General features: G+C 73.1%; 13 protein-coding genes. 4 read left to right on the top strand and 9 right to left on the bottom strand.

Going from position 1 to position 15085, the window contains the following annotated elements:
* Positions 1–338: 338 nt before the first annotated feature.
* The 4 genes from NQZ70_RS09880 to NQZ70_RS09865 all read right to left on the bottom strand — a co-directional run bounded on the left by NQZ70_RS09880 (position 339) and on the right by NQZ70_RS09865 (position 4325).
* Positions 339–1496, bottom strand: a complete 1158-nt coding sequence (locus tag NQZ70_RS09880; protein WP_129573995.1) for a hypothetical protein — start codon at positions 1494–1496, stop codon at positions 339–341.
* Positions 1493–2596: a tol-pal system YbgF family protein gene (locus NQZ70_RS09875; protein ID WP_129573994.1), complete on the bottom strand. Its 1104-nt coding sequence runs from the start codon at positions 2594–2596 to the stop codon at positions 1493–1495. The genes NQZ70_RS09880 and NQZ70_RS09875 overlap by 4 nt, the downstream gene beginning before the upstream one ends.
* The gene (locus NQZ70_RS09870; RefSeq protein WP_129573993.1) at positions 2593–3231 is read right to left on the bottom strand and encodes an RNA polymerase sigma factor; all 639 of its coding nucleotides are present in this window, start codon (positions 3229–3231) and stop codon (positions 2593–2595) included. Before NQZ70_RS09870 ends, NQZ70_RS09875 begins: the two co-directional genes overlap by 4 nt.
* Before the next feature lie 242 nt (positions 3232–3473).
* Entirely contained in the window at positions 3474–4325 is an 852-nt protein-coding gene (locus NQZ70_RS09865; RefSeq protein ID WP_272828133.1) for an arabinan endo-1,5-alpha-L-arabinosidase, read from the bottom strand.
* Between the two features lie 6 nt (positions 4326–4331).
* Here NQZ70_RS09865 and NQZ70_RS09860 point away from each other — a divergent pair, with 6 nt between their 5' ends.
* Positions 4332–4607: a hypothetical protein gene (locus tag NQZ70_RS09860; RefSeq protein ID WP_272828132.1), complete on the top strand. Its 276-nt coding sequence runs from the start codon at positions 4332–4334 to the stop codon at positions 4605–4607.
* Between the two features lie 535 nt (positions 4608–5142).
* On the opposite strand, the gene NQZ70_RS09855 is transcribed toward NQZ70_RS09860, so the two are convergent.
* The 3 genes from NQZ70_RS09855 to ligD all read right to left on the bottom strand — a co-directional run bounded on the left by NQZ70_RS09855 (position 5143) and on the right by ligD (position 10136).
* Positions 5143–6057 (bottom strand): PD40 domain-containing protein, encoded by a 915-nt coding sequence (locus NQZ70_RS09855; RefSeq protein ID WP_129573992.1) that lies wholly within the window; start codon positions 6055–6057, stop codon positions 5143–5145.
* A gap of 92 nt (positions 6058–6149) precedes the next feature.
* Positions 6150–7637 (bottom strand): MDR family MFS transporter, encoded by a 1488-nt coding sequence (locus NQZ70_RS09850; RefSeq protein WP_129573991.1) that lies wholly within the window; start codon positions 7635–7637, stop codon positions 6150–6152.
* Between the two features lie 159 nt (positions 7638–7796).
* A complete protein-coding gene (ligD, locus tag NQZ70_RS09845) occupies positions 7797–10136 on the bottom strand; it encodes a non-homologous end-joining DNA ligase (RefSeq protein WP_272828131.1) in 2340 nt (779 codons plus the stop codon).
* A 158-nt stretch (positions 10137–10294) separates the two neighbouring features.
* On the opposite strand from ligD, the gene NQZ70_RS09840 reads away from it, so the two are divergent.
* Positions 10295–11509: a GAF domain-containing sensor histidine kinase gene (locus tag NQZ70_RS09840; RefSeq protein WP_129573989.1), complete on the top strand. Its 1215-nt coding sequence runs from the start codon at positions 10295–10297 to the stop codon at positions 11507–11509.
* 64 nt (positions 11510–11573) lie between these two features.
* Here the strand turns inward: NQZ70_RS09840 and NQZ70_RS09835 are convergent, their stop codons facing one another.
* Both NQZ70_RS09835 and NQZ70_RS09830 read right to left on the bottom strand, forming a co-directional pair.
* Positions 11574–12377, bottom strand: coding sequence for an SDR family oxidoreductase (locus NQZ70_RS09835; RefSeq protein WP_129573988.1), 804 nt, complete (start codon positions 12375–12377; stop codon positions 11574–11576).
* Positions 12356–12931, bottom strand: coding sequence for a PadR family transcriptional regulator (locus NQZ70_RS09830; protein WP_165373881.1), 576 nt, complete (start codon positions 12929–12931; stop codon positions 12356–12358). The genes NQZ70_RS09835 and NQZ70_RS09830 overlap by 22 nt, the downstream gene beginning before the upstream one ends.
* 122 nt (positions 12932–13053) lie before the next feature.
* Here NQZ70_RS09830 and NQZ70_RS09825 point away from each other — a divergent pair, with 122 nt between their 5' ends.
* Both NQZ70_RS09825 and NQZ70_RS09820 read left to right on the top strand, forming a co-directional pair.
* On the top strand, positions 13054–13461 hold the full coding sequence (locus NQZ70_RS09825) for a Smr/MutS family protein (protein WP_129573986.1): 408 nt from the start codon (positions 13054–13056) through the stop codon (positions 13459–13461).
* Between the two features lie 55 nt (positions 13462–13516).
* A complete protein-coding gene (locus tag NQZ70_RS09820; RefSeq protein WP_237245187.1) occupies positions 13517–14962 on the top strand; it encodes a sigma 54-interacting transcriptional regulator in 1446 nt (481 codons plus the stop codon).
* Positions 14963–15085: the final 123 nt, after the last annotated feature.

Raw genomic sequence — 15085 nt, 5'->3', positions numbered from 1 at the left:
GGGCGGCGGGGAGGCTGAGGGGGTAGCCGCCCGACGACGGATGCGCAGCGAGGAGGCGATCGAGGGGCGAGGCTCGGGACGAGGTGGGCGGTGAGAGGCAGGGTCGCATGGTCGAGATGGTGCGAAGCGCCGCACAGGCACCGCCGTGCTCTCCACGTGGGCCGAAGCGGGCGCGATCAATCACGGGTAGGCCGGACGCCTTGTGAGAAGCGAACCTATTTCACCAGGGTGCAAAATTGAACATTGGCGGCGTCGCGGATCTCAACCCCGGTCGGGTCGGTCGCGCAAACCCCAACCACGGTCAGCTCGCCCGACTCGCCCGCCGGCGTGAGCGGCCGTCAGAGCTCGACGCCGAGAATCACGCCTGGCCGCAGCCGGTAACGCGCAAGGACCGTCTCGGTCCCCTGATCAAGCGACAGGTCGTAGCGAACGCGCGCGGGATCGAGCTCGACGAAGAGCTCCGTGAACACCCGGAGATCCCGGCTCAGCGGCAGCTTCGCCACCGGGCCGGCCACCAGCACGAGCGCGTTCGACGCGCTCGCCTCCGCAGGCACGAACCCCGACGCCCCCGCGCTGCCCGGCCTCGGCGCCGCGCTCACATGATCGACGCCCGCGCCGAGCCGCACCCCGAGCTCGATCGGCATCACGCCCATCGCCATCGGGTAGAGCCAGCAGACGTCCGCCCGGAGCGTGATCGTGCGGAGATCGAGGCCGATGCGCGGCTCCTCGTAACGGCGCTCGAACTGGTACTGAAAGCGCGCGTCCAGGGCGACCCGGTGTCGACCCCAGCCCCCGCCGAGCGCCACGCGCCCCCCGGGACCGTGCGTCAGACCCACCTCGGCGGAGTGCGCCGTCACCCCGTAGAACACCCCGAGCTCCAGGGCGCGCCGCGGCGCCGGCGGCGCCGCCGCGGGGGCCGGCGTCTCGACGGGAACCTCGGGAGGCGCCGCCTGGCGGAGGATGAGCGCGCGCGCCTGCTCCCGATCCAGCGAGGCGCGCGCATCCACCCGCAGCGACCGCAGCGACAGCTCCACGACCTGCGCCACGGACTCGCGATCGAGCTCGTCGAGGCGGCCCGAGAGCTCGATCGAGCGCACCAGGAAGCGATCGGCCACGGGATCCGTGAAGTAGAGCGCCGCGCGGCGCGGATCGCTCACGTCGATCCAGCACGAGAGGGTCACGCCGGACGAGGCTCGCGTCGCGAAGAGCGCCGCCGCGTCGAACCGCGGCGCGATCCGAAAGCGGACCGCGAACGCGGAGAGCGCCTGGGATTCGAGCGCCGTCCGGATCGCGCCGAGGTGGTCCGCAGCGCCCGTGAGCACGATCTCCACGACCGGCGCTCCGGACACCGCCGCTCCGGACACCGCCGCTCCGGGCGATCCGGACGCCGCCGCCGTCCCGTCGCGCGCCAGGGCGCTCGCCGAGGAGAGCGCCGCGGCCGCGGCGACCGCGAGACAGCACGCCCCGCGCTGCGCGAGCGCCCGCCGCGTGATCACCCTCCGAGCTCGGCGAGACGGCGGCGGGCGTGCTCGACGTACGGCGAGCCCGGGTGCTCCCGGAGCAGGCGCCGCCAGTTCTGGGCCTCGTCGGCGGAGCGGCCGAGCGCCCGCAAGGCGCGCCCGCGGCCGTAGAGCGCCTCGACCGAGAGCGGCCGCGAGCCGGCCACGCCGAGGTACCGGTCGAACTGCGCGAGCGCCGCCGCGGGCGCGCCGGTGTTGAGGAGCAGGCTGCCCAGCGACACGAACGAGAGCGTGGCCTCCGGCGACGTCGCGAAGCTCTTCTGGAGCGAGCGATAGAGCTCGATGGCGCGCTGGGAGCTCCCGGCGCGCCGCGCGTCGTTGGCCTCCCGGAAGAGCTGCTCCGCCGTCGCCGCGGCGGAGGACGGCGCTGCCGCGCTCGGCCCCCGCGCCGCGTCGCGCGGCCTCGGACCAGGCGCCGCGACCTCCGGCAGCGCCGCCGGCGGCGTGGAGGGCGCCGGCGCGCTCGACGCCGCCGGCGGCGCGACGGCCGCCGCGCGCTCGCCCGCAGGCGGAGCGGCCTCGGGGAGCGCCGCCGCGCGCGGACGGGACACCGCCGCGCGCACCGCGGGCTCGATCGCGCGGGCGCTCGGCCGCGGCGCCGCCTCCGGGCGCGGACCGACGAGCGCCGTCGCGGCGCCGGCCACGCCGCAGGCGAGCACGGCCGCCGCGGCGCAGAGCCAGGCGCTGCGCCGCCAACCGGCCCCGCGCCGCCCCGCGAGGCCGCCTCCCGGCCGCGCATCGTCGTCTCCGCGCCGGACATCGTTGTCGGGGCGCACATCCGCGCTCGCGCGCCACACCGCCGCGCCCTCGCGGTCCACGCCCGCGGGCCACACCGCCGCGCCCTCGCGCCGCAGATCGATCGCGACCCCGCCGATCGCGGCGTTCGCGATGCGCGCGAGGAGCTCCGCGTCCCCGGGCTCCGCCGCGCCCACGGCGTCGAAATCCTGCGCGAGCTCCCAGGTGATGCGGCACGACTCGCAGGCGCCGAGGTGGGCGTCGAAGGCGAGCCGGTCGGGCTCGGTCGCGACGCCGCGGCGCACCCGCGTGAGGAGCTCGCTCCGGCAGTCCGCGCTCATGATTCCCTCCCGCGGAAGAGCTCGGCCAGCTTCGCGTTGTTGGCGAGCGCGCGCCGCAGCGCCTCCTTGCCGAGCCGGAGGCGGCTCCACACCGTGTTCGGAGACACGCGGCCCAGCGCCGCGATCTCGTCGACCGTGTAGCCGAGCACGAAGTGAAGGGCGAGCGCCTCCGCGGTCGACTCCGGCATCCTGTCGAGCACCTCGAGCACCATCTCGCGCCGCCGGTTGGAGACCGTCTCGGCGAACGGCGACGCGCCGCGCTCGTCGGGCGCGACCTCGATCGGCGCGTCCGGCTCGTCGAAGCGCTCGCGCACGCGGAGGCGCCGGCGCGCGCCGAGCGCGGTCATCACGGCGATGCGGCTCGCGAAATGGAGCACGGTGCACTCGGCGCGGAAGGAGGGCAGGGCCTGGAGCAGCGCGAGCACGGCCTCCTGGGTTACATCCTCGACGTCGGGGTGATGAGGGCCGAGCACCTTCCTCACGCTCCTCAGCATGGCCCCGCCGAGCTCGGTGATGAGCGTGCGGATGGCCGCGGGGTCGCGCGCCGCCGCGGCCCGAGCGAGCCCGAGCAGGTCGTCCGCCCGCGGAGGTGCTCCCTCCGGCGTCGTGAGGAGATCTGTCGCGGGCTTTCGCACGTTGAAGACAATGCACGAGGCCGGAACACCGGGTCAAGGCGCACCGAGAGCGCCGGAGCCCAGCAGTCCGGCGGTGACGCTCGGGAGCTGCTTGGGGCGAGCGGCGCGCGGGGGCTGCACACGGCCTTGCTGCCCACCCTCACTCGCAGGACGGAGACGGGATATCGGCGCTGGCGGCGGGCAGGGCACCGACGTTGGGAGTCCCACCGCTGCTCCATCGCGTGGTGAACGCGGCGCGCACGTCACGGCCCTCCGGAGCGCGGCCAACCGTCGCTGTCCCACACCAGCTCGGAGATCCGCAGCGTGGGGGCGCCGTTCGCCTGGACGTCGTAAGCGTGATAGAGGTTGTAGGCCCGGCCGCCCTCGAACATGACCGCGTTGTGTCCGGGCCCCCGCCATCGGGAGTCGCCTTGGACGAGGAGGGTGCCGCCGCCGGACCTCATCTCCCTGCCCTCCTTGTCCACGTACGGTCCGGTGATGCTCGGCGAGCGGCCGACGGCGATCTTGTAGGTGCTGTCCGTCCCACGGCAGCACGCGTCGAACGAGACGAACAGGTAATAGAATCCGCAGCGCCGGACGATGAACGGCGCCTCGATGGCCCCGGCGGCGTCGGGGCGCGAGGCGAGCGCGTGGAGCTCCGCGTCGGCCCGCTCCCCCGACGGGGTGAGCTTCACCATCTTGATGCCGCTCCAGAAGCTCCCGAATACGAGCCACGGCGTCCCGTCCTCATCGATGGCGACGTTGGGGTCGATCGCGTTCCAGTCGTCGCGCGTCCCGTCGTTCGAGCAGATGGCGGCGCCGCGGTCCGCCCAGGGCTCTCGGGTGTCGAGCGACACCTTCGTCGCGTGCCCGATGCACGACTTGTTGCTGCCGAACGTGGAGGCGGAGTAATACAGATGGTAGGTGTCCCCGAAGCGGGAGATATCGGGCGCCCAGAGGTGGTCCACGCCTGGCACCTTGCCGGCCAGCCATGCGGGCTTCGCGTCGAACACCCGGCCGGTATCCTGCCAGTCGATGAGGTTCGAGGAGACCTTCATGGGGAGCCGGTCCCCCGTCTGGAACAGGTGATATCGGTCGCCGGCCTTGATGACCACCGGATCGTGGGTCCCCAGGTTTCCGGACAGACGCAGCGCCTCGGGCGGGCTCGCCGGGTCGAGGATCGCCTCTGCGCACCGGTCGCCGACCTCTCCGCCGCCGGTCCCCCCAGCGCCGCCGGTCCCCCCGCGCCGCCGGTCGCCCCCGCGCCGCCGGTCCCCCCCGCGCCACCGGCGCCGCCCACGCCGGCCGTGGCGCCGGCGTCACCTCCCGCGCCGCTGCTCGACGTGGCGGAAGCGGTCGTCGAGGAGGTGGCGGCGCCGGCGGTGCCGCTGTCCTGACCGCCGGCGCCGGCCCCCGGGCCCGGCGACTCCGAGCTGCAATGGAGCGACGCGACGACGCTGAGCAGGCCCCACGCGCGCGCAGACACCCGTCGACACAGAAATCGGCAAAGCATGAAGCGCATCTGAGACTCCTGAAGCTCCCCTGACCGATCGTTCATCGACGGACCGCCCGCGGGCGGTCGACGCGTGGACTTCGCGCGCTCCCCGCGGCCCCACCGCGCTCCGGCGGAGCGACGGTGGGACAGGCTCCCTGCCCTGTCCTCGAACGTCATCGGGAACCTGTCCTTCCTCGTTTCCACGTGGATCTGAGCGCCCGCAACCAATCACGGGTCGCTCGAATTTCTCGCGGTCAGCTCAGAACATTTTATTACAGCGGCAAACATACACCAAGAAAGGACACCGCGGCTCCACACGGTCGCACACGTGTCACCCGGAGGGGTCGCCTGTGCGGGCGGCTCCTCCAGCGCCGCCCGCGTGCGCCGCGATCGCTACGGGGCCATCGCCGCGATGCGCGGGGCCTGAGCTTGCGGGGTCATGGCGCGACGCGGTGGGCTTCGTAGATATCGGCCACGCTGGTCCGTGTCGACGCGAAGAACAGGACGGAGCCGTCCGGTGAGAGGTGCGGATCTGTGTCGCGCTCGCCGGGGAGGTTCACCGGTTCCTCGAGCGGCGCTGCCTCCTCGAACGCCGCTTCGGCGCTCGCCCGCCGTGCCCAGAACAGGTCTCCCCCTCCCTGGCGGCTCGATCGGAACAGGATCTGCTTGCCGTCGTCGAACAGGAACGGGCCGCCCTCGTCGCCTGGGCCGTCCAGCCCGGCGAGCGGGGCGAGCGCGCTCCAGTCGTCCTCCGGGCGTTCGCGCGACGCGATCGCGAGGTACGTCTCCGCGTCCGCGGGCGTGACGCCGGTCACGACGTGGAGCCCTGCGGGATCGACGTGAGGGCCCATCACCGTGGCGCCCTCGACGGCGAGGGCGTCCACGTGCACCGGCGTTCCCCACGGGTCGTCCCGGCGGGCGCGCTCGGCGAGCCAGATGCCCTGCGGCTCGCGCGCGCTGTAGAACCAGATCCGGAGCCCATCTCCGGAGACGCAGGGGGTATCCTCGACGCTCTCGGCCAGGTTGATGTTCTCCACGGCGCGCGGCGCGTCCCAGGGCGAGCCCACCCCTGCCCGCCGCGACGTCCAGATGTCCCGGCTCCCCTCGCGATCGGACATGAAATAGATCTCGAGCAGATCGTCCGTGAGGGTCGGGTCCTCTTCCCTTGCGCTGCTGTTGATCTCCGTCACCGCCGTCGGCGCCTCGAACCTCGGCCGCTCTGGCACGCCCGCGCCGCCTCCACCCTGCCCCGGCGAGAGCGCGCCGATCACGACGTGCTGGTCCTCGCACCCCGCCCCCCCGATCGCGAACCACAGCCCCGCCGCCCCCGCCATCCCTCGAAACCGGCTCATCGATCTCCGCTCACGACCAGAACCCCGCTCTTGCCCGTACTCCCCCCTTCACCATGGAAGGCCCCGTGAGGGGGAGCTCGTCGCGCGGAGGCTCACCCGATCCCCGCCTCGCTCGGCGGCACGACGGCCTTGTCGTCCGCCGCCTGGAGGGGCACATGGGGGAACCACAGCGCCACCACGAAGCCGACCAGGCCCATGGCCGCGATGATCCAGAACACCGTCGTGATGCCCGACGTGAGCGCCTCTCCGAGGTGCTGCACGATCGACGGATCGAGCTCCCGCGCCCCCTCTGCCGTGAGGAGCCGGCTCGCCGCGTCCGCGGGGATGGTCGGGTCCTTCGCGAGCTGGGCCGTGAGCACGCCGCCCATGACGCCGACCGCCACCACGCCGCCGAGCAGCCGGGAGAACATCGTGCTCGCCGTGGCGATGCCGCGCTGATCCCAGGCGACGCTGCTCTGCACCGCGATGAGCAGCGCGACGTTCGACAGCCCCATGCCCACGCCGAAGACCAGCGTCGTCGCGCGGAGCATCAGCGGCGTGTCGTGCGCCCCGCCGAGCGCGAGCGCGAGCCCCGCCGCCGCGGTGAAGCCGAGGCCGGCCCAGATGAGCGGGCGGAACCCGACGCGCGGGATGAGCCGCCCGCCGATCGCGCTCGCCACCGGCCAGCCGATCAGCATCGGCGCGATCGCGCTCCCGGCCTCCGTCGGCGTGCCGTGGAGCACGCCCTGCACGAAGAGCGGCACGAACGTGATGGTGCCCATCATCGCGCCGCCCAGGATCGCGCCGGCCACGTTGGAGGTGAGCATCACCGGCCGCCGGAAGAGCGGCAGCGGGATCATCGGCTCGGGGGCCCGGCGCTCGACGGCGAAGAACACGGCGAACAGCGCCACCGCCGCGATCGAGGCGAACAGGGTCGTCCCCCCGCCGAGCCTCCCCGTGGCGAGGAGCAGCGCGACCACGCCGGCGGACAGCAGCGCCGCGCCGAGGAAATCGAGCGCGTGTGGCCGCTTGTCGATCCGCTCGTGGAACGCGCTCGCCACGAGCGCGACGGACGCGACGCCGAACGGGATGTTCATGTAGAAGACCCAGCGCCACGAGAAGTAGTGCACGATGAGCCCCCCCACCATCGGGCCGATGATGCCGAACAGCCCCCAGGCGGCCCCGAAGACGCCCTGGATGCGGGCGCGCTCGTTGAGATCGAAGATGTCGCCCGAGATGGTCATCGCCATCGGCTGCATCGCCCCGGCGCCGGCCCCCTGGAGCGCGCGGAAGGCGATGAGCTGCGGCATCGACCGCGCCGCGCCGCTCGCGATCGAGCCGATCAGGAACACGGCGATGCCGAACAGCATCACCGGCTTGCGGCCGTAGATGTCCGAGAGCTTGCCGCAGATGGGCACCAGCACCGACGAGGTGAGCAGGTAGGCGGTGGTGACCCAGGCGTACTGGTGAATGCCGCCGAGATCGCCGATCACGGTGGGCATCGCGGTGGCCACCACCGTCGATTCGAGGGCGGCCATGGCGAGGGACAGGATCAGCCCGACGACGGTGAGGGCGCGGTGGGTCTTGCGTTCTGAAGCCATGCAGGTGGTTGGGGATGTGGTGTGGACGAGCCGGCGCGGCAAGCGTGACACCGCGCGGCGCCGCTCGTCGAGCCGCAGGGCGCGGGTCGCGGCGCCGGGGCGCGCGGCGTCCGCGCCGGCGACGGCGGCGCGCCCGGCGCAGCGCGCCCGCCCGCCCGCCTACGCCGGCATCCGCAGCGCTCGCCGCATCGCGGCCGTGATCTTCTGCCGGACCTCCCCGTAGCCGGCCCACGGGTCTTCCCGCAACGACGCCAGGCGCTCGGGCAGGCTCCTGAGCGTGAATCGGTCCGAGCGCATCTCGGGGCCGAGCTCGTCCCAGGAGAGCGGCGCCGACACCGGCGCCCCCGGCCGGGCGCGCGTCGAGTACGCGGCCACCGACGTCGCGCCCCTCGTGTTGCGCAGGTAGTCGATGAAGATCTTCCCCTTCCGCTGCGCCTTCGAGACCGCGATCGTGTACCCCTCCGGATCGCGCCGCGCGATGTCCCCCGCCAGCGCCTTCGTGAACGCGAGGCACTCGTCCCACCCGCTCGACGGCGTGAGCGGCACCACGATGTGGAACCCCTTCCCGCCCGTCGTCTTCACGAAGCTCTCGAGGCCTAGCTCGGCGAGGCGATCCCTGAGCAGGAGGGCGGCCGCGATCACGCGCTCCCAGGCCACCGAGGGATCCGGGTCGAGGTCGAACACCACCCGATCCGGCTTCTCCAGCCGCGATGTCGTCGAGTTCCACGTGTGGATCTCCAGGATCCCCATCTGCGCGAGCGACACCAGCGCTTCGGCCGAGTCCGCGACGAGGTACTCGCCCGCCTTCGTCTTCTCCTGGATCGTCACGCGCCGGAGCGCGGACGGCCCCCACACCTTCGCGTGCTTCATGTAGACGCACTCGCTCTCCGTGCCCTCCGGACAGCGCACCAGCGTGAGCGGCCTGCCCTTCACCTGCGGCACCATCCAGCCGGCGACCGACTCGTAGTAAAGCGCGAGCTCGCGCTTCGTGATCCCCTGCGCCGGGTACAGCACCCGGTCCGGGTGCGACAGGCGCACCCCCGCGACCGAGGCGCCGTCGCCGTCCTCCGCGTCCCGCGCCTGCCGCGAGCGCGCCCCGGCGCTCTTCCTGGGCGCCGCGCGCTTGTTCGCCCTGGGCGCCGCCGCTCTCCCCTTCTTCCCCTTCTCCCCGGCCGGCGCGCCGCTGCACGACGCGCGAACCCAGCCCGGACCGCGGCCGGGCACGTAGGGCGCGTCGATCCGCTTGGACACGATCCCCTTCAGCGACAGCTGGCACCCCTTCTGGACGACCTCCTCCCACGACCCCTCGACGTGATCGCCGTAGCGCAGGGCGCCCCCGCCCTTGCTCGCGTCGCGGAGCAGCCGCTCCAGCGCCTGCTTCCGCGCCGAGAGCGGCGACGCCATGAGATCGTGGCCCTCCAGGTACAGGAGATCGAAGACGAAGTAGACGACCTCGCCCTCCCGCGGCGCGGCCTTCGCGCCGGACGGCGGCGGGGCCGTGGTGCCGTCGCGCCGGAGCACCGCCACCTCGCCGTCGAGCAGCGCGCTCCTCAGCCCGAGCCCCGCGATCGCCGCGGCGATGTGCTCGAAACGGCCCTTCTGCTCCTTCCCCTTCTCGTCCACGAGCCGCACGCGCCCGTCCTCGACCCGGGCCATGATCCGGCAGCCGTCGATCTGGATCTCGTGCAGCCACCCCTCGCCCTCCGGCGCCCCCCTCGGCTTGCCCTTCGCCTTGCGCGCCGGGAGCCGCTCGGGCAGCTGCGGCCGCACCTTCTGCGGCATCGCCGCCTCGCGCGCGCCCTCCACCCGCCCCGCGACGCGCGCCCAGCCGCCCGCCCCCCGCGCCCCGCGCCCGCCGGCCGCCGCCTTCTCGTTCTTGTTCTCCTTCTCGGCCCGGTTCGAGTGCCACACCCGGTCCTTGGCCGCGGCGATTTCGTCGAGCTGCCGCCCGCTCGCCACGCTCTCGGGCCGGGCGTCCACGACGCTGTACTCCTCCGTGGCGCGCGCCTCCGCGTCGTTCTCCTTGATGAGCAGCCAGCTCCTCCCCTCGTCGTCGTCCCGCCCGCGGGTCTTCACGAGGGTGAAGCCGCCGCGGAGCTTCTCACCCCGCAGGAGGAACTTCAGCTTTCCGGCGTGATATCCCTTGTGCGGGTTCTCGAGCGGCACCCACGTGCCCCGGTCCCACAGCAGCACTGTCCCGCCCCCGTACTGCCCTCGCGGGATGATGCCCTCGAAGTCGCCGTACTCGAGCGGGTGATCCTCGGTGTGCATCGCGAGCCGCTTGACCTCGGGGTCGAGGCTCGGCCCCTTCGGCACCGACCAGCTCTTGAGGACGCCCTCGAGCTCGAGGCGGAAATCGTAATGCAGGTGCGAGGCGGCGTGCTTCTGGATGAGGAAGGTCCGCTCCTCGCCCTCGGCGGACGCGGCGGTGGCCTCTTGTCCCCGCGGCTCGGGTGTGATGGAGAAGTCGCGTTTGCGCCAGTACTCGCGCAGTCCCATGAGCTAGGATTAGCAGAGGGCAGCACCCGCTGCAGCCGAGCTGCTGAGCACGCCTGGGCCGGGCTCCGGCCACGCCCTCGAGACACGCATTCGCGTTGCTGACGGAGAAAACAAGGAGCATGTCCGGAATGGAACCCCCCTCGAAGGAGGGTAGGTTGATGGCGACCCTCGAGCGTTTGCTCGAGCTCCCCGCGGCCGACCTCCGGCAATCGCTGAACCAGGCGAGTGAGCTCCTCGGAAGCGCGCTCGACGCCGACAAGATCGACATCTTCCTCTTCGATCCGAGCAGGAAGACGCTGTGCGCCGCCGGGACGAGCAACACGCCGATGGGCCGGCTCCAGCAGTCGCTCGGCCTCGACGTCCAGGCGGTGGCCAACGGCGGCTCGATCGTCCAGGTCTTCACGACCGGCGAGCCCTACATCACCGGGCACGCGGACCAGACGCCCGGCGAGCTCCCGGGCGTGGTCCACGATCTCGGGGTCCGGTCGCACATCGCGGTCCCGCTCGTCATCGAGGGCGAGCGGCGAGGGATCGTCTCCGCGCAGTCCGCCCGGCCGGAGTTCTTCTCCGACGGAGATCTCCGCTTCCTGAGCGCGGTGTCCCACTGGATCGGCACCCTGACGCACCGGGCGGAGCTGGTCGAGCAGGTCACCACGGCCGCCGTCGCGCAGGGCCGGCGTCAGGCCGCCGAGGAGCTGATCACGGTCCTCGCGCACGATCTGCGGAACCACCTCGGCCCGCTCATGAACCGCCTCGATCTGCTCCACCGGCGCGCCGAGCTCGCCGGCCGGGAAGACGACCTGCGCGACCTCGACCGGGCGAGCGACGCGGTCGAGCGGCTCGGCCAGCTCGTCTCGGACCTGCTGGACGTCGGGCGCCTCGAGCAGGGGCTCTTCGAGATCGCGCCGGAGCCCGTCGATCTGGTGGCGCTGGCGCAGGACACCGCGAGGGCGCTCGGCTCCCCGAGCGTCGAGGTCCGCGTCGAGGGCCCGCCGGAGCTCGTCGTCGTGGCGGACAAGGCGCGCCTCCGGCAGGCGCTGGACAACCTCGTCAGCAACGCGGTCAAGCACTCGCCCAGAGGAAAGTGGGTCCTCATCAAGCTCAGCAGCGATCTGCGCGAGGGAAAGGAGCGCGCCCACATCGATGTGGTCGATCACGGCTCCGGCGTGCCGCCGGAGCTCCTCCCCAGGATCTTCGACCGCTTCGTCACCGGCGGGAAGGCGCCGGGGATCGGCCTCGGGCTCTACCTGGCCAGCCGGATCGCCGCCGCCCACGGGGCCACGCTGACGGTGAACTCCCCCCTCGGCGAAGGCGCGACGTTCCGGCTCAGCTTGCCCGTGAGCGGACCGCCGGATCACGCGAGAGACGCGTGACCGGGAGGCGAAGGCTGCCGGGCATCCCCCGCCTCGCTGGAGCTCGGCTCGGGCGCCTCGCCGCCTAGGCCGCGTCGCGGCGCATGGCGGCGCTCTTCGCCCCGGCGCGCAGCCCGATGTCCTTCATGATGCGCGCCGCGAGGCCGGGCGCGATCCGCTGGAGCACGAGCAGGCTGCGGTTGGACGCGCCCGCGAGGAAGCTGCGCCGCTCCCGGCGGAGCGTCTCGACGAGCTGCTCGGCCACCCACTCGGGCGCGAAGATCTGCGGCCCTTCCAGCGGCCAGTCGTTGCCGGCGGCGGTGCTCGTGTGCGGGGGAGCGAACACGGTCACCCGGACGCCGCGCCCCTCGAGCTCGCCGCGCAGCGACTCGGAGAACGCGACGACCGCGGCCTTCGCCGCGGAGTACGCCGCCGCGGCCGGCATGGGCACCCACGCCACCGTCGAGGCGATGTTCACGACCGTGCCCGAGCCCCGCGCCAGCATCGCCGGCAGGACCGCCCGCGTGACGCGCTCCATCCCGAACACGTGCACGTCGAACATCGCGCGCGTGAACGCCCCGTCCGTCGACTCCCAGAGGGACATCTTGCCGCCGTTGCCGGCGTTGTTGATGACGACATCGATCCGGCCGAGCCGCGCCAGGATCGACGCCACCGCCGCCCCGACCGACGCGTCGGAGGTGACATCCATCTCGACGGCCATGGCGCTCCCCCCGTCGCGGGCGATGCGATCGGCCTCCGCCGACAGCCTGGCCAGCGACCGCGCGGCCAGGACCACGCGCGCGCCCTCGCGGGCGAGCGCCCTCGCGCTCGCGAGCCCGATGCCCGAGGAAGCGCCCGTCACAATGATCACTTTGCCCTTCGGTTCCATCTCCTCTGTCCTCCTCGCTCCGCCGAGAGCTCGCCGCGGGCGCGCTCGATCCACCCGAGCTCCGCGTCGCACCACGCGAGCCCGTGCTCGATGCTCAGCCGCCACAGGTCGCGCTCGCGCGAGGATCGCGCGAGCGCGAAGATCCGCGGGTCCCCCAGCCTCCCCTCGTAATCGTCCTTCGTCGCCTCGAGCTCCCGGGCGTACCTCGCCAGGAGGTCGTCGAGCTTCTTCGGCGGCACCTGCGCCGCGAACACCAGCTTGAGCAACAGCGGGTGCCGCAGCACCAGCGGCTCGAGCGGCTCCTCGAGCCACACCTTGAGCGCCGCGCGGCCGGGCTCCGTGAGCGAGTACACCTTCCGGTCGGGCTTGCCGTCCCCGGGCATCGTCGTGACCTCGACGAGCCCTTCGCGCTCCATCGCGTGCAGCTCCCGGTAAATCTGGCTCTGGGTCACGGACCAGAACGACCGCACCGACCCGTCGAACCGCTGTTTCAGCGTGTAACCGCTCGTCGGCTCGAGCGAGAGGAAGCCCAGGAGGGCGCCGCGGAGTGACATGACACACCCCAAATAAGGCACAAGTGTCATATGTGCAATGTGATTTATGGCCGCGCCGGCCGCCCGGAGCGGCCGCGCCGCAGTGCGGTGGCGGCCGCCGCGGGCTCGGCTACACCGCGCGGATGCTCCGCCGACTCCTCGCCTGGCTCGGTCGCACGCCCGCGCCCCGCGCGCCCGCGCCCCCCGACCTCGACGGCGTCGCCGGCCCGCCCGACCCGCCCGAGCCCGACCCGCCCGGCCCCGACGACGTCGTGGTCATGCCGATCGAGGACGCGATCGACCTGCACACGTTCGCCCCGCGCGACGTCGCCTCGGTCGTCGAGGAGTACCTCCACGAGGCGCAGCGGCGCGGCTTCCGCGAGGTGCGCGTCATCCACGGCCGCGGCAAGGGCGTGCAGCGCCGCGTCGTGCGGGGCGTCCTCGCGCGCCACCCCGCGGTCGAGGGCTTCCGCGACGCCCCGGCCTCGCGCGGCGGGTGGGGCGCGACCGTCGTGTGGCTCAAGGCCGCGGGCAGCGACGCCGCGCCGTGAGCCTCCCGCAGGGCCACCTGGAACGGCCAGAGGCTCCCGCGTTAAGATGGCGCGCATGTCGCGTCCCCCCGCCACGCCCGACGACCCGAGCCCGACCAGCATCGCGGCCGCCACCGAGCCCCGCATGAAGGCCGAGGTGCTCGCGGTGCCCCGCCTCGAGCTCTGCGTCGAGCGCGAGGCGGGCAAGCCCGCGAGCCGGACGATGGTGCTCGACGGCGACTTCATCCGCATCGGCTCCCACCAGAGCAACGATCTCGTCCTCGCCGATCGCGCCGTCTCGCGCTTCCACTGCATCCTCGAGCGCGTGAAGACGACGTTCCGGCTCACGGACGTCGGCTCGCTGAACGGGACCTACCTCGGGGGCGTCCGCGTGCGGGACGCCGACGCCCTCCTGCCCGAGTGTCGCATCGAGCTCGGCGAGTCGGTCGTGCGCATCCGCGACGCCGCCGCCGTCGCCGAGACCGAGCTCGCGCACGCCGTCAGCTTCGGCGCGCTCCAGGGCGTGTCGGTCCCCATGCGGCGCCTCTTCCCCGTCCTCGATCGCGTGGCGAAGAGCGCGCCCGACGTGCTCATCGAGGGCGAGAACGGCACGGGCAAGGAGGTCATCGCCACCGAGCTCGTCCAGCGCGGCGCCCGCGCCCACAAGCCGCTCGTCATCGTCGACTGCGGCGCCATCTCGCCGAGCCTCATCGAGAGCGAGCTGTTCGGCCACGTGCGCGGCTCCTTCACGGGCGCCTCGCGCGACCGCGCCGGCGCCTTCGAGGAGGCCGACGGCGGCACCGTCTTCCTCGACGAGATCGGCGAGCTGCCGCTGGAGATGCAGCCCAAGCTGCTCCGCGCCCTCGCCTCGCGCGAGGTGCGCAGGCTCGGCGAGAGCCGGGTGCGCAAGGTCGATATCCGGGTGATCGCCGCCACGAACCGGCGCCTCGAGCGCGAGGTGAACAGCGGCCGATTCCGCGAGGACCTCTATTACCGCCTCTCGGTGCTCACCGTGCGCGTCCCGCCGCTCCGGGAGCGCAAAGAGGACATCGGCCTCCTCGTCCACTGCTTTCTGAACGAGCTCGGCGCCGTCGACAAGGTGCACCTCTTTCCGCCCGACGTCATCGAGGACATGAAGCGCTACGACTGGCCCGGCAACGTGCGAGAGCTGAGGAACTACGTCGAGCGCCGCGTGGTGCTCGGCGAGGGCGCCGCCATGGGGGCGGCGGCGCCGTCCGAACGGAGCTCCGCGCCCCCGGGCTCCGGGCCGCCGGGCTCCGGGTCCCAGGGCGCCGCGCCGCCGAGCGGCGCGCACGACCTGCCCGCCGCGAACATCGAGATGCCCTTCAAGGAGGCGAAGGAGGCCATCATCGACAGGTTCGAGCGGGACTACCTCGCCGCCCTGCTCGAGTGGTCGAACGGCAACGTGAGCCGCGCCGCGCGCAAGGCGGGGCTCGACCGGATGTACCTCCACCGCCTCCTCCAGCGCCACGGGCTGCGCCGCGCCGCCGCCCTCGACTGAGCGGCGCCGCGCCCGCTCGGGCCGTGCGCGGCCGCGCGCGATCTTTGCACCCGTCCCCGCGATAGGAGAGGGCGCCGCCGCCTCCCCCATGTCACAGTCGCGGCGCAATGGCGCGACCCGTCC

The organism is Sorangium sp. So ce836 (assembly GCF_028553905.1).
Classification (GTDB): domain Bacteria; phylum Myxococcota_A; class Polyangia; order Polyangiales; family Polyangiaceae; genus Sorangium; species Sorangium cellulosum_D.
This window is presented reverse-complemented; position numbering and strand designations above follow the sequence as displayed.

Coding starts and splice junctions, on each gene's coding strand:
- NQZ70_RS09875 (WP_129573994.1), bottom strand. CDS start 2,596: ATGAGCGCGGACTGCCGGAGCGAGCTCCTCACGCGGGTGCGCCGCGGC.
- NQZ70_RS09855 (WP_129573992.1), bottom strand. CDS start 6,057: ATGAGCCGGTTTCGAGGGATGGCGGGGGCGGCGGGGCTGTGGTTCGCG.
- NQZ70_RS09850 (WP_129573991.1), bottom strand. CDS start 7,637: ATGGCTTCAGAACGCAAGACCCACCGCGCCCTCACCGTCGTCGGGCTG.
- ligD (WP_272828131.1), bottom strand. CDS start 10,136: ATGGGACTGCGCGAGTACTGGCGCAAACGCGACTTCTCCATCACACCC.
- NQZ70_RS09840 (WP_129573989.1), top strand. CDS start 10,295: ATGGCGACCCTCGAGCGTTTGCTCGAGCTCCCCGCGGCCGACCTCCGG.
- NQZ70_RS09835 (WP_129573988.1), bottom strand. CDS start 12,377: ATGGAACCGAAGGGCAAAGTGATCATTGTGACGGGCGCTTCCTCGGGC.
- NQZ70_RS09830 (WP_165373881.1), bottom strand. CDS start 12,931: ATGTCACTCCGCGGCGCCCTCCTGGGCTTCCTCTCGCTCGAGCCGACG.
- NQZ70_RS09825 (WP_129573986.1), top strand. CDS start 13,054: ATGCTCCGCCGACTCCTCGCCTGGCTCGGTCGCACGCCCGCGCCCCGC.
- NQZ70_RS09820 (WP_237245187.1), top strand. CDS start 13,517: ATGTCGCGTCCCCCCGCCACGCCCGACGACCCGAGCCCGACCAGCATC.